The organism is Microbacterium zouquanmingi (assembly GCF_052266675.1).
Classification (GTDB): Bacteria; Actinomycetota; Actinomycetes; order Actinomycetales; family Microbacteriaceae; genus Microbacterium.
In genome coordinates this window covers 107,544-120,489 of record NZ_JBQPRA010000004.1, presented here as the reverse complement: position 1 = coordinate 120,489, position 12,946 = coordinate 107,544, and the positions used below count along the sequence as shown (strand labels likewise).

General features: G+C 64.5%; 13 protein-coding genes. 6 read left to right on the top strand and 7 right to left on the bottom strand.

What is annotated here, in order from left to right:
• Positions 1-2: 2 nt before the first annotated feature.
• A complete protein-coding gene (locus tag ACTU6V_RS11125; RefSeq protein ID WP_443475621.1) occupies positions 3-608 on the top strand; it encodes a DUF4126 domain-containing protein in 606 nt (201 codons plus the stop codon).
• Here ACTU6V_RS11125 and coaE read toward each other — a convergent pair.
• The 5 genes from coaE to rpsA form a co-directional block, all read right to left on the bottom strand.
• Positions 595-1,185, bottom strand: a complete 591-nt coding sequence (gene coaE / locus ACTU6V_RS11120) for a dephospho-CoA kinase (protein ID WP_443469411.1) — start codon at positions 1,183-1,185, stop codon at positions 595-597. The two genes, ACTU6V_RS11125 and coaE, sit on opposite strands and share 14 nt — an antisense overlap.
• Before the next feature lie 31 nt (positions 1,186-1,216).
• Entirely contained in the window at positions 1,217-1,780 is a 564-nt protein-coding gene (locus tag ACTU6V_RS11115) for a CoA-binding protein (RefSeq protein WP_443469412.1), read from the bottom strand.
• Positions 1,777-3,081, bottom strand: coding sequence for an O-acetylhomoserine aminocarboxypropyltransferase/cysteine synthase family protein (locus ACTU6V_RS11110; RefSeq protein WP_443469413.1), 1,305 nt, complete (start codon positions 3,079-3,081; stop codon positions 1,777-1,779). The genes ACTU6V_RS11115 and ACTU6V_RS11110 overlap by 4 nt, the downstream gene beginning before the upstream one ends.
• Before the next feature lie 31 nt (positions 3,082-3,112).
• Positions 3,113-5,125, bottom strand: coding sequence for an acetate--CoA ligase (gene acs, locus ACTU6V_RS11105; RefSeq protein WP_443475620.1), 2,013 nt, complete (start codon positions 5,123-5,125; stop codon positions 3,113-3,115).
• Between the two features lie 112 nt (positions 5,126-5,237).
• Complete coding sequence (rpsA, locus tag ACTU6V_RS11100) at positions 5,238-6,701, bottom strand: 30S ribosomal protein S1 (protein ID WP_443469415.1); 1,464 nt, start codon at positions 6,699-6,701, stop codon at positions 5,238-5,240.
• Between the two features lie 212 nt (positions 6,702-6,913).
• Here rpsA and ACTU6V_RS11095 point away from each other — a divergent pair, with 212 nt between their 5' ends.
• The 3 genes from ACTU6V_RS11095 to ACTU6V_RS11085 are packed head-to-tail and all read left to right on the top strand — an operon-like array spanning position 6,914 to position 9,205.
• The gene (locus tag ACTU6V_RS11095; protein ID WP_443475619.1) at positions 6,914-7,432 is read left to right on the top strand and encodes a hypothetical protein; all 519 of its coding nucleotides are present in this window, start codon (positions 6,914-6,916) and stop codon (positions 7,430-7,432) included.
• Entirely contained in the window at positions 7,426-8,223 is a 798-nt protein-coding gene (locus ACTU6V_RS11090; protein ID WP_443475618.1) for a hypothetical protein, read from the top strand. Before ACTU6V_RS11095 ends, ACTU6V_RS11090 begins: the two co-directional genes overlap by 7 nt.
• Positions 8,224-8,269: 46 nt before the next feature.
• A complete protein-coding gene (locus tag ACTU6V_RS11085; protein WP_443469418.1) occupies positions 8,270-9,205 on the top strand; it encodes a 5'-3' exonuclease in 936 nt (311 codons plus the stop codon).
• 1 nt (position 9,206) lies between these two features.
• On the opposite strand, the gene ACTU6V_RS11080 is transcribed toward ACTU6V_RS11085, so the two are convergent.
• Entirely contained in the window at positions 9,207-10,193 is a 987-nt protein-coding gene (locus tag ACTU6V_RS11080; RefSeq protein WP_443475617.1) for a PHP domain-containing protein, read from the bottom strand.
• Between the two features lie 6 nt (positions 10,194-10,199).
• Complete coding sequence (trpD, locus tag ACTU6V_RS11075) at positions 10,200-11,264, bottom strand: anthranilate phosphoribosyltransferase (RefSeq protein WP_443469420.1); 1,065 nt, start codon at positions 11,262-11,264, stop codon at positions 10,200-10,202.
• A 143-nt stretch (positions 11,265-11,407) separates the two neighbouring features.
• On the opposite strand from trpD, the gene ctaE reads away from it, so the two are divergent.
• Entirely contained in the window at positions 11,408-12,100 is a 693-nt protein-coding gene (gene ctaE / locus ACTU6V_RS11070) for an aa3-type cytochrome oxidase subunit III (RefSeq protein ID WP_443469421.1), read from the top strand.
• A gap of 20 nt (positions 12,101-12,120) precedes the next feature.
• Positions 12,121-12,924 (top strand): cytochrome bc1 complex diheme cytochrome c subunit, encoded by an 804-nt coding sequence (qcrC, locus tag ACTU6V_RS11065; RefSeq protein ID WP_443469422.1) that lies wholly within the window; start codon positions 12,121-12,123, stop codon positions 12,922-12,924.
• Positions 12,925-12,946: the final 22 nt, after the last annotated feature.

Below are 12,946 nucleotides of genomic sequence, written 5' to 3'. Positions count from 1 at the left end.
CCGTGATCGAGTTCCTGATCGGCTCCAGTCTTGCGGCATCCGCTGGTCTCAATGCCTGGATGCCGCTGTTCCTGCTGGGGCTGGCCGACCGCTTCCTTCCCGCGGTGAACCTCCCGGCGGGGTGGTCGTGGATCGGCAGCGACATCGCGCTCTGGATTCTCGGCGCGCTGCTGGTCCTCGAGATCGTCGCCGACAAGATACCCGCGCTCGATTCGGTCAACGACATCGTCCAGAGCGTGCTCCGCCCGGCTTCCGGCGGCATCGTGTTCGGCGCGGGGGCGAGCGCGCAGACCGTCGCCGTGGACGATCCCGCCGCTTTCTTCTCGCAGAACACATGGGTGCCGATCGTCACCGGGATCGTAATCGCGCTCATCGTGCATGTCACAAAAGCAACCGGCCGGGTCGCCGCGAACGCCGTGACCGGTGGGCTCGCAGCACCCGTGCTGAGCACCGCAGAGGATGGCGCATCGTTCCTGCTCGCCGCGCTCGCCATCATCGTTCCCGTGCTCGCGGGGCTGCTTCTCATCGGCCTCATCGTGACCGTGGTCATGCTGTTCCGTCGCCGACGACGCAAGCGGCGCGCCGAAACGAGCGCTACGGACGAGTGAGCTTCGTCCAGACGGCATCCGTCTGATCGAGAGTGTGCTCCATGGTTCCGGACGTGTCGATCACGACGTCCGCGATCGCGAGACGCGCCTCATCGGAGACCTGCGCGTCGATTCTGTCCTGCGCGGCGTCCGGTTCCATCCCCCGTAACTCGACGAGGCGCCGCAGGCGTTCCGACACGGGTGCGTGGGCGACGATAATCGTGTCCCACGGGTCGTCGACTCTCGCCTCTACCAGCAGCGGCACGTCGTACACGACGAACGCATCAGGTTCTGTCGCTTCGAACCGGCTCTGAGACTCCGCGTGCACCGCGGGGTGCACGATCGCGTTCAGCTTCGTCAGGGCATCCGGGTTTCCGAATACCAGTGCTCCGAGCGCCGCGCGATCGAGTGCCCCGGAGGAATCGATCATGTCGCTGCCGAAAGCCTCGGCGATCGCGCTCAGCACAGGCGAACCCGGCGCCTGCACGTCGCGGACGATCTGGTCCGCGTCGATGATGACCGCACCGTGCTCCTGCAGCCGGCGCGCGATCGTGGATTTCCCGGAGGCGATGCCGCCGGTCAAGGCGATGAGTGGCATGCGTCCATCCTGGCATGAGCGCCGGCGCAGCTCAGCGCGCGAGCAGCTGTCGTTTGGCGCTGATCACTCCGGTGTCGAAGCCTGCGAGGTGCAGTCCGCCGTGGAACCGGGCGTGCTCGATCTTGATGCAGCGGTCCATGACGACCGAGAGTCCTGCGGATTCGGCTATTGCAGCAGCCTCCTCATTCCAGGAGCCGAGCTGCAGCCACAGAGCCTTCGCGCCGGCGTCGACCGCTTCTTGCGCCACGCCGGGAAGGTCATCGTGCTTGCGGAACACGTCAACGATGTCCGGCACCACCGGCAGATCAGAAATCGACCTGTATGCGGGTTGTCCGAGGATCTCGTCGGCCATCGGGTTCACGAAGTACACATCGTACGGCGAGCTCGACAGCAGGTAGGTCCCGACGAAGTACGACGCACGCGCGGGATTGCTCGATGCGCCGACGATGGCGATCGAGCGCGATCGCCGTAGCAGAGCGAACCTCTCCTGCTGGCTAGGACTCGTCCAGGCACCCGCAGCCGGGGTCACCGGCGGGAGCTCGCACGCGACAGCTGCGGCCGGCGGCGTGAACTCACATGCGTCGTTCGTGCTCATCGTGTGGCTCCTGTCGCTGCGGTGAGGGCCTGATCGAGGTCCCAGATGATGTCGTCCGCGTCTTCCAATCCCACCGAGATCCGGATGAGGTCGGCGGGCGCTCCTGCAGCGACGAGTTGCTCGGCTGAGAGCTGGCGGTGCGTGGTCGATGCGGGGTGGATCACGAGCGTGCGAGCGTCACCGATGTTCGCGAGGTGCGAGGCGAGCTGGAGGTTCTCGATCAGCGTCTCCCCTGCGGCGCGACCGTCGTCGGCTGCGACACCGAAGGCGAAGACCGATCCGGGGCCGAGCGGCAGGTACTTCGCCGCGCGTTCATGATGCGGATGCGATTCGAGTCCCGCCCAGGTCACATACGAGATGCGAGGGTCGGACTCGAGCCATTCCGCGACGATGCGCGCGTTCTCGAGGTGCGCGTCGATGCGCTGCGGCAGCGTCTCGACGCCCTGCAGCAGGTTGAATGCGGACTGCGGGCTGAGCGCAGGACCGATGTCGCGCAGCTGTTCGGAGCGCAGCTTTGTGAGGAATCCGTACTCGCCGAAGTTGTCCCACCATTTGATGCCGCCGTAAGAGGCGACCGGCTCGGTCATCTGCGGGAACTTTCCGTTGCCCCAGTCGAATGTCCCCTTCTCGATGACAATGCCGCCGAGAGTCGTGCCGTGACCGCCGAGGAACTTCGTGACCGAGTGGATGACGATGTCTGCACCGTGCTCGAGAGGACGGGCAAGATACGGCGTCGCGAGGGTCGCGTCGACGACGAGCGGCACGCCCGCGGCATGGGCGACGGCAGCAAGCCCCTCGATATCGGCGATCTCTCCGGAGGGGTTGCCGATCATCTCGACATAGACGACCTTGGTCTCGGGCCGGATCGCCGCGGCAAAGTCCGCCGGATCCGTGGATGGGACGAACGTCGTCTCGACCCCGAAGCGGCGCAGGGTGACATCGAGCTGCGTCACCGTGCCGCCGTAGAGCTGTGCGGATGCCACGACATGGTCGCCCGCGCCCACCAGGGCTGCGAAGGTGATGAACTCCGCGCTCATGCCGGATGCTGTCGCCACTGCACCGATCCCGCCCTCGAGCGAGGCGAGGCGCTCTTCGAGGGCTGCGACGGTGGGGTTTCCGATGCGGGAGTAGATGTTGCCGTACTTCTGCAGGGCGAAGAGGTTTCCGGCATCCTTCGCGTCATCGAAGACGAACGAGGTGGTCTGGTAGATCGGTACGGCGCGCGCGCCGGTCGCGGCATCCGGTGTTCCTCCGGCGTGGAGCGCGCGGGTGCGGAACCCGAAGCGGTGTTCTTCCGTCATGACTTCCTTCAGTCGAGTATCGAGTCGAGGTCTAAAAGGCTGCGAGAGCCGCCGCGATACCGTCGACGGCATCCGGATTCTGGAGAGAGGTCGTGTCGCCTCGCTCCTGCGGTTCTCGGCCAGCGCGGCGGTCCTGTTCGGCTTCCCACAGCTGCGCGAGAAGCCTGCGCAAGATCTTTCCCGAGCGGGTCTTGGGCAGGTCGGGAACGACGACGATATGGCGTGGTTTGGCAACGGGTCCGATCTCACGGGCGACACGGTCGCGCAGAGCGGATGCCGCGATCTCGCCGTGTCCTGACGGCGTCACGAACGCGACGACCGACTGTCCGGTGAGCGCATCGGAGACTCCGGCTGTGCCGGCCTCCCCCACGGAGGGGTCGGCGACCAGCGCAGACTCGATCTCAATCGTCGAGAGGCGGTGTCCGGAGACGTTCACGACGTCATCGAGGCGCCCCAGGATCCACACGTGCCCGTCGGCATCTCGCGTGGCTCCGTCGCCTGCGACGTAGTATCCGCCGTACTCGCCTTTTCCGGCGTAGTCGGACCAGTAGGAGTCGCGGTACCGTTGCGGATCTCCCCACACCGTGCGTGCCATTCCGGGCCAGGGCCGCCTGACCACGAGAGTGCCGGATCGTCCCGCGGCCGTCTCGTCGCCGTTCTCGTCGACGATGGCGATGTCGATGCCCGGCAGCGCGACGGTCGCAGATCCGGGCTTGAGCGTGGTCGCCCCTGGGAGCGGCACGATCATCGCAGCTCCCGTCTCGGACTGCCACCACGTATCGATGATGGGAAGCTCATCCCGCCCGAAAGTGCGGCGGAACCAGACCCAGGCTTCGGGGTTGATCGCCTCGCCGACGGTGCCGAGCAGGCGGATGCTGGACAGGTCGTGCTCTGCGGGAAGCTCTTCGCCGAACCAGGTCATGAACGTGCGGATCAGGGTGGGAGCGGTGTAGTAGACCGTCACCCCGTAGCGCTCGATGATTTCAAGGTGCCGCGCGCGGTGCGGGCTGTCAGGAGTTCCCTCGTAGATCACCTGGGTGAGCCCGTTCGAGAGCGGCCCGTAGATCTCGTACGTGTGCGCGGTCACCCACGCGAGGTCAGCAGTGCACCAGTGCACGTCGTCGGGCTTCGAATCGAAATGGGCCCAGTGCGCCCAGCTCGCGTGGGCGAGGTAGCCGCCGGAGGTGTGGACGAGGCCCTTCGGCTTGCCGGTGGTGCCGGACGTGTAGATGATGAAGAGCGGATGCTCCGCCGCGAAGGGCTGCGCCTCATGACTCTCATCGGCGGTGTCGACGACGTCGTGCCACCAGAGGTCGCGGCCCTCGGTCCAGGCCACGTTCTGTCCGGTCCGGCGGACGACGAGGACATGTTCGAGGTCCGGCAGATCAGCAGCCGCGATGTCGGCGGCGGACTTCACCTCAACTGCCGCACCTCGCCGGTGCTGCCCGTCACTGGTCACCAGCAGCTTCGCGCCGGTGTCGAAGAGCCGGAATCGCACTGCCTCGGCGGAGAAACCGCCGAAGACAAGAGAGTGCACCGCGCCGATGCGCGCACACGCGAGCGCGATCACCACCGTCTCGATAAGCACCGGCAGGTACACGACGACGCGGTCGCCCGGCACGATGCCGAGAGCAGTCAGCGCATTGGCGGCCTGCGAAACCCTGCGCTGTAGATCGGCGTAGGTCACGGCCGTGCGGTCACCCGGTTCTCCCTCGAAGTGAAGCGCGACCTTGTTCCCGCGCCCCGCTTCGACGTGCCGATCGACGCAGTTGTACGCGACGTTCAGCGTTCCGCCATCGAACCATCGTGCCGAGGGGATCGTGTTGTCGGTCGGCGGCTGCCAGTCCAGGGCCGTGTGCCACGGGGTCGCCCAGTCCAACCGTCGGGCGGCGTCTTCCCAGAAAGCGATCGGGTCAGCATCCGCCTGCGAATAGATCTCGTCGGTGACGTTCGCCTGGGCGCGGAACTCCGCAGACGGCGGGTAGGTGCGCTCCTCGACGAGTCTCGCCTCTGACATCTGTGACGCGAGCAGTGCGGAAGTCATCTCCCCATCGTTGAGGAGCGGGGAGCGCGAGGCGAGTCGAGTCGTAACCTTCCGTCACACGCGAAACGGGCCGCCACCCCGAAGGATGACGGCCCGTTTCGGTGAAACGTGCTTACGCGTTGCCGCCCGAGAGCTTCTCGCGGAGAGCCGCGAGAGCCTCGTCGTCAGCAAGGGTGCCAGCACCCGAAACGTCGCTCGTGAACGACTGACCTGCGGCAGCGCCGAAGTCGTCGCCCGCAGCAGCCTCGGCCTCTGCGGCCTTGATGACGGCAGCCTTGTGAGCTTCCCAGCGCGTCTGGGCTGCAGCGTACTCCTGCTCCCAGGCCTCGCGCTGTGCGTCGAAGCCGTCCTTCCACGCACCGGTCTCGGGGTCGAAGCCCTCGGGGTACTTGTACTCGCCGTTGTCGTCGTACTCGGCGAGCATGCCGTACAGGGCCGGGTCGAACTCGGTGCCGTTGGGGTCAACCGACTCGTTGGCCTGCTTGAGCGACAGCGAGATGCGACGACGCTCGAGGTCGATGTCGATGACCTTGACGAAGACCTCTTCGCCGACGGACACGACCTGCTCAGCCAGCTCGACGTGCTTGCTGGAGAGCTCGGAGATGTGCACGAGGCCCTCGATGCCGTCTGCAACGCGGACGAACGCACCGAACGGGACGAGCTTGGTGACCTTACCCGCGGCGATCTGGCCGATCGCGTGGGTGCGGGCGAAGACCTGCCACGGGTCCTCCTGCGTCGCCTTGAGCGACAGGGAGACGCGCTCGCGGTCGAGGTCGACCTCAAGGATCTCGACGGTGACCTCCTGGCCAACCTCGACGACCTCAGAGGCGTGCTCGATGTGCTTCCAAGACAGCTCGGAGACGTGGACGAGACCGTCGACGCCGCCAAGGTCGACGAACGCACCGAAGTTGACGATCGACGAAACCTGGCCCTTGCGGACCTGGCCCTTGTGCAGGTTGTTGAGGAAGTTCGAGCGCGACTCGGACTGCGTCTGCTCAAGCAGTGCGCGGCGCGAGAGAACCACGTTGTTGCGGTTCTTGTCGAGCTCGAGGATCTTCGCCTCGATCTCCTGACCCAGGTACGGGGTCAGGTCGCGGACGCGGCGCAGCTCGATGAGCGATGCCGGCAGGAAGCCACGGAGGCCGATGTCGACGATGAGTCCACCCTTGACGACCTCGATGACCGTACCGGTGACGACGCCGTCGTCTTCCTTGATCTTCTCGACGTCGCCCCAAGCGCGCTCGTACTGTGCACGCTTCTTGGACAGGATCAGACGGCCTTCCTTGTCCTCCTTCTGGAGAACAAGAGCCTCGACCTCGTCGCCGACCTTGACGACCTCGTTCGGGTCGACATCGTGCTTGATGGAAAGTTCGCGGGAGGGGATGACACCCTCGGTCTTGTATCCGACGTCGAGCAGAACCTCATCGCGGTCGATCTTGACGATCGTGCCTTCGATGATGTCGCCGTCGTTGAAGAACTTCAGCGTCTTCTCGACCGCGGCCAGGAAGTCCTCAGCAGATCCGATGTCATTGATGGCGACCTGCTTGGTGGCCGGGGCGGTCGTTGCGGTAGTCATGTAGTGGGTTGTCCTTGTGGGTGGAAACTCAGGCTGCTCCGACGCGTGCACGTGCGATCGCGATGAAGAAGCGAATGGATTGTTGTTGGGTATCGCTCAAGCGCGCGTATGTACACGCCAAGAGTGACACTTCAGAATATCAGAGATATCGCACTATCTCGTGCTGTGGATAACTCCGGCGGCATTCTGCTGCATCACGTTAGCGTGAACGGGTGACGATCCTGCGAACGAAGACCGGCCGAGTTCGGATGCTGGCAGTGCTGGCCGTGGCCGGAGCGATGCTGAGCGCTTGCTCCCCCGGCCCTGCCCCCTCACCCACTCCTACGGCCGCGTTTGCCAGCGAGGACGAGGCCTTTGCCGCAGCGGAAGAGGTATATCGCGCTTACAACGACGCGAGCAATGGCGATGGCAAGACGACTGACTACCTCACGGGCTCCGCACTCGAGAGTGACATCGAGACGAAACGATACCTCGACGAAAACAATCTCGCGTTGATCGGTAACAGCGAAATCGTGTCGTTCTTGGGCGTAGACGCTCGTCTGGATCCGATCACCAAAATACATGCGCAAGTTTGTCTCGACGTAAGTGGGTCCCGCGTGATCGATGCGAATGGCAACGATGTGACGCCGAACGACCGCGAAGACCGATGGCTTCTCGACATCACGTTGTCTGGCACCGCCGACACTCTGACAATGTCGACTTCCTCTGTTGCTGAGGGCTCCTCGTGCTAGCGATTCCAGTGCTTCTGATTCTGCTTTCGGTCGTTCCAGCACAATCACCTGGCGAGTGTTCAACAGATCAGATCAAGGCAGGAATTTGCACAACTAACACGGGCACGGACATCATCATCGATGGCACTCACGAAACCGGTGGCACCGACGGCACCGAGACGGGACCTGACGATTGGCAGGTTCCGACCGATCCTGGGACTCCGCAGGGGCCCTCCGATCTCGACACGTGTCTTGATGACTGGGAGTCCGACAAGAACTGCTTCGACCCGATTGCGGAGAACGAGGAGGAAGACGAAGATCCCGGCATCCCGCCCGTGACGATCACAGATCTCGTGCGATTCGCCCCGGCCGGCTCAGTGCTGACCGGTGAACCGAACAATGTCGGTGTTGCAGGGCTTCCCACCAACTTCGTGACCGCGGCCTCGACGCAGACTGTCGCAGGTGAACTGTTCGGCTTCCCGCTCTCGGTGCGGTTCACTCCCGCTGCCTACGACTTCATCTACGGCGACGGCGCCACCTCAACCAGCTCGACGGGAGGAGCTACCTGGGCCGATCTCGCCCAGGTCCAGTTCACGCCGACCGATACGAGCCACGCCTACCGGGAGCGCGGCACGTACATCGCGCAGGTCAATGTTCGATACAGCGCGGAGGTCGACTTCGGCACCGGCTGGTTCCCGGTCACCGGCCAAGTGACCGCGAATGGAGCTCCCCAGGAGATCCGCATCTTCGAGGCGCACACCGCACTGGTGGCGTTCACCTGCGCCGAGGCGCCGCACTCCCCCGGCTGCTGATCGACGAGACGATCACGATGTCGACGCCGTGTGACAAGCTGACTCCATGAGCGACAAGCTGATGCTCCTCGATACCGCGTCCCTCTACTTTCGGGCCTTCTACGGTGTTCCCGACAAGGTCAAAGCACCTGACGGCTCGTCGGTCAATGCAGCGCGCGGCCTGCTCGACATCATTGCCAAGCTCGTCACGCTCTACGAACCCACGCACATCGTCGCGTGCTGGGATGACGACTGGCGTCCGCAGTGGCGCGTCGATCTGATTCCGAGCTATAAGACGCACCGCGTCGTCGAAGTCGTCGAAGCAGGGCCCGACATCGAAGAAGTGCCCGACCCGCTCGAAGCGCAGATCCCCCTCATCCGTCAGACGCTGACCGCCCTCGGCATCCCGATCATCGGCGTCGCGAACCATGAGGCAGACGATGTGATCGGCACTCTCGCAAGCCGCGCCACCATGCCTGTCGACATCGTCACGGGTGATCGCGACCTCTTTCAGCTGATCGACGATGGTCGCGGTATCCGCCTCATCTACACCGCACGCGGCATGAGCAACCTCGAAGTCATGACAGACGAGACCGTGGTCGCCAAGTACGGAGTGCTCCCCTCGCAGTACGTCGATTTCGCCACAATGCGCGGCGACGCGTCAGACGGACTGCCCGGTGTCGCCGGAGTCGGAGAGAAAACCGCCGCGACGCTTCTGCAGACGCACGGCGATCTCGAGAGCATCCGCGCAGCTGCAACAGCCGGCGAAGGCATGAGCGCGCGCATTCAGTCCAAGATCCTCGACGCATCGGCATACCTTGATGTCGCGCCCACTGTCGTCGAGGTCGCACGCGGTCTCGACATCGTGCCGCCGACAACGCCCGTGCATCCTCTCGACTTCGAGAAAGCGGCTGCCGCGGCCGCACTTGCCGAGCAGTGGAACCTCGGCGGCTCCATGCAACGCGCCATCGCCGCTCTCAGCAGCCCCCGAGGCGGCAGCTGACTCACTCCGCCCAGGCCCTCAATCGATCAAGTCCCCATGTGGTGACGATGCGCTCTGCGGGCACGCCTGCTTTCTCCGCCCGCTCTGCACCGTGGTCGATCAATGACAGTTGGCCTGGCGCATGGGCATCCGAATCGATCGAGAACAGACAGCCGGCCTCCATGGCGATCGCAATGAGCTCATCAGGCGGATCCTGACGCTCTGGACGCGAGTTGATCTCGACAGCGACGCCATTCTCCGCACAGACCTCGAAGACCGCCCGCGGATCGAACTGCGACGGGGGGCGCGTGCCGCGCTCCCCCTGCACAAGCCGACCGGTGCAGTGGCCGAGCACGTTCACGCGCGGATTCAACACTGCCGCGATCATGCGCGCAGTCATCGCACGAGACTCCATGCGCAGCGCGGAATGAACGGATGCCACGACGATGTCGAGCTCGGCAAGGAGGTCATCTTCCTGATCGAGCGCGCCGTCTTCGAGTATGTCCACCTCGATGCCAGCGAGCATGGCGAGTCCCGGCGTGGATTCCGCCCGCACGAGCGGGATCTGTTCGAGGAGTCGCTCGACGGAGAGTCCACGTGCCACGCGGAGCCGCGGGGAGTGATCGGTCACCGCCAGATACTCGTGTCCGAGTGCCCGCGCAGCATCCGCCATCGCACTTATCGGAGTCGTGCCGTCAGACCATTCGGTGTGCGAATGCAGGTCTCCACGCAGCTTCGCACGCAGCGCAGACGTGCGCTCGGGCTCCACGTCGCCTCGCAGGTCGACGAGATACTCCGGCACCGCCCCGTCGAGTGCCTGCTGAATCACCGCGAACGTCGAAGCACCGATGCCTTTGGCCGCCCGCAAGCGCGTGGGGTCAGTGCGCACCTCGTCCGGAAGAGATCTCAGAGTCTCGGCAGCCTGCCGGAAGGCTTTCGCCCGGTAGCGGGAGGCGCGTTCCCGCTCGAGCAGGGACGCGATCTCGAGCAGCGCGGCTACCGGATCCATGTCATCTCAAGCAGTGGCGAGCTCGCGCGTCGCGTCGACCCAGGCAACGAGCTTCGCCGCTGCACTGCCGTCGTCGACTGCGGCTTCTGCACGTTCGAACGCTTCGCCGAGACGCTCGAGGATCGGGCGCGTCACCTGCGTCGCGTCCTGCGACAGCTCGAACGCGACGATGCCGGCAGCAGCGTTGAGCAGCACGATGTCGCGTACAGCCCCCTTGGTGCCGGCAAGCGTGTCACGCAGCACCCCTGCGTTGTATTCGGGGGAGCCGCCGATCAGGTCGGCGAGTTCTGCTGTCGGGATTCCGAGATCACGGGGGTCGAGGTCATGCTCGTGGATGTCGCCGCGCGAGACCTCCCAGATACGGCTGTGGCCGGTGGTGGTCAGTTCATCCAGACCGTCGTCGCCGCGGAACACCAGTGCAGTGGCGCCACGGGTGCGGAACACTCCGGTGATGAGCGGAACGCGCTCGAGCTGCGCGACGCCTACCGCGTTCGCTTCGGCGCGCGCGGGGTTGCAGAGTGGCCCCAGCATGTTGAATACGGTCGGGACGCCGAGTTCCGCACGGGCAGCGCCCGCGTGCTTGAACCCGGGGTGGAATGCTGCGGCCCATGCGAACGTGATGCCGGTTCGGTCAAGCACGGATGCGACGTCATCGGGCGAGAGGGACAGCTGCAAGCCGAGCGCTCCGAGCACATCTGAAGAACCGGATGCTGAGCTCGCCGCCCTGTTGCCGTGCTTGACGACGGGGATTCCCGTCGCGGCGATGATGACCGCCGCCGTCGTCGATACGTTAACGGTGCCCACGCGATCGCCGCCTGTCCCCACGATGTCGAGAACGTTGGAGGAGACCGGAAGCGGCACTGCGGATTCGAGGATCGCGTCACGGAACCCGACGACCTCGTCGATCGTCTCCCCCTTTGCACGGAGCGCGATGAGGAAACCGGCGAGTTTCGCATCGGACACATTGCCCTGCATCACTTGCCGCATCGCCCACGTCGACTCCCACACGCTGAGGTCGCGGCCCTCCAAAAGGGCGGTGAGGACGTCGGGCCAGGTCAAGGAATCAGCCATGACAGTGATCCTATCGGCGAGAATAAATTCCCCGCGCCCCGGCGTAACGGCGGGACTTCATTGTTTTCCCTTGAATTCACCGGGAATTCGCAGTGTTTTCTTAGGGTCCCCTAAGTCACGGGTCAGCGAAACGGGGCCCGCCGATGCAAGAATCACCCTCGCGGATCGGCCATAATGGAGAGGTGACCACCTCAGCGACCTATGCCCCGGCGGCAAGAACGATCAAGCGCCCGAACCCGGTAGCTGTCGGCACCATCGTGTGGCTCGGCAGCGAGGTGATGTTCTTCGCGGGACTGTTCGCGATTTACTTCACCCTCCGCAGTACCTCACCAGAACTGTGGGCTGACCGTACCGAGCTGCTGAACGTTCCGTTTGCCGCAGTCAACACCGCGATCCTCGTCTTCTCGTCTGTGACATGCCAGATGGGCGTGTTCGCGGCAGAAGACCTGCAGTCCTACCGCATCAAGAAGGGCCAGGTGAACGGCGCAGGCCGACGCCGCCTCTTCGGCTGGGGAATGGTCGAGTGGTTCTGGGTCACCTTCGCCCTCGGCGCGATCTTCGTCTCGGGCCAGGTCTGGGAGTACGCGCAGCTCGTCGCTGAGGGCCTGCCGATTCAGGCTGACGCCTACGCATCGGCGTTCTACATCACCACGGGCTTCCACGCCCTCCACGTCACCGGCGGACTCATCGCGTTCCTCCTCGTCATCGGACGGGCGTACGCGGTCAAGAACTTCACGCACAAGGAGGCGACTTCCTCGATCGTCGTGTCGTACTACTGGCACTTCGTCGACGTCGTCTGGGTTGTGCTGTTCTTCGTCATCTACTTCCTGAAATAAGAGCGGAGCTGACCTGCGAAATGGCACGAGAGAAGAAGCGTCGCTCAAGCGGACGCCGTAGTCCCCTGGCCGCTGCGGCTCTGATCGGAGCGGGACTCCTGATCACCGGCGGTATCTACGCCGGAGCATCGGCAGCGATGGCCGCAACCGAAACACCCACATCGGCGAGCACTCAGCTCACCGTCGACGACGGCAAGAAGCTGTTCCAGGCGAACTGCGCCACCTGTCATGGTCTTGACCTGCAGGGCACCCCAGAGGGCCCAAGCCTGTACGGCGTCGGCGAGCTGGCCGTCGAGTTCCAGGTGGCAACTGGTCGCATGCCGTTGCAGATGCAGGGACCGCAGGCGCCCCAGAAGCCCGTGCAGTTCACGCACGACCAGATCGATGCAATGGCGTCATACGTCCAGAGCGTCGCTCCTGGGCCGTCCTACCCCGCAGATGAAATCCTCGACGGCGAAGGCGACGTCGCACACGGCGCCGAGCTGTTCCGCGTCAACTGCGCGATGTGCCACAACGTCGCAGCCGCAGGTGGTGCCCTCACAGAGGGCAAGTACGCCCCGGGGCTTGCGGGCACGAGCGCACTGCACATCTACGCGGCCATGGTCACCGGCCCGCAGAACATGCCTGTCTTCAGCGACATGAACCTGTCCGACACCGACAAACGCGACATCATCTCCGCTCTGCTCTTCCAGCAGCAGGAGGTTCAGATCGGTGGCTTCACACTCGGCTCACTCGGCCCGGTTTCAGAAGGTCTGTTCATCTGGATCTTCGGTATCGGCGGCCTTGTCGCTGTCACCGTGTGGATCACGGCGAAGTCCAACTGACGCATATTCATCGAAGAGGAAC